1 protein-coding gene is annotated in these 573 nt (G+C 70.3%); it reads right to left on the bottom strand.

From position 1 onward, the window contains the following. Positions 1–482, bottom strand: a 482-nt coding sequence (locus RF647_RS19140) for an orotate phosphoribosyltransferase (protein WP_368813118.1), incomplete at its 3' end; no start/stop codon positions are given. Positions 483–573 lie beyond the last annotated feature (91 nt).

The raw sequence follows: 573 nt of genomic DNA on the forward strand, positions 1-573 counted from the left end.
ACGGCAACGGCCACGACGTTCGCGCCCGCCTTCTGCAGCGCCTCCACGGCGGTCAGGGCGGAACCGCCGGTGGTGGAGGTGTCCTCCACGACCACCACGTTGCGGCCCACCACGCTGGGGCCCTCCACCTGACGCCCCATGCCGTAGGACTTCTGAGCCTTGCGCACCACAAAGGTGTCGACGGCGCGGCCCTGGTCCCCGGCCGTGCGCATGATCGCGTGGCCCACCGGGTCCGCGCCCATGGTGAGCCCACCGGCGGCGTCGAACGCGATCCCGGCCTCGTCCAGCAGACCGAGCATGACCTGACCCACGTACCGGGAAGCCTCGTGGTGCAGGGTCACGCGGCGCAGGTCCACGTAGTAGTCCGCTTCGATGCCGCTGGCCAGCGTGACCTTGCCCCGCACCACGGCGAGGCCCTTGATCAGTTCGCGCAGGCGCTCACGGGCGGTGGCCAGGTCCACGGGAGAGAAGTCGGTGCTCATACGGGCAGTTTACGTGTCGGGGCTAACCCCTCAGCCCAGCCTGCCGCCGGATTCTCGCAGGTAGCACGCCGCGCACAGGGACCCGTAGGTG

It is taken from the genome of Kocuria sp. CPCC 205263 (assembly GCF_040981075.1).
In the GTDB taxonomy this organism is placed as follows: domain Bacteria; phylum Actinomycetota; class Actinomycetes; order Actinomycetales; family Micrococcaceae; genus Kocuria; species Kocuria rosea.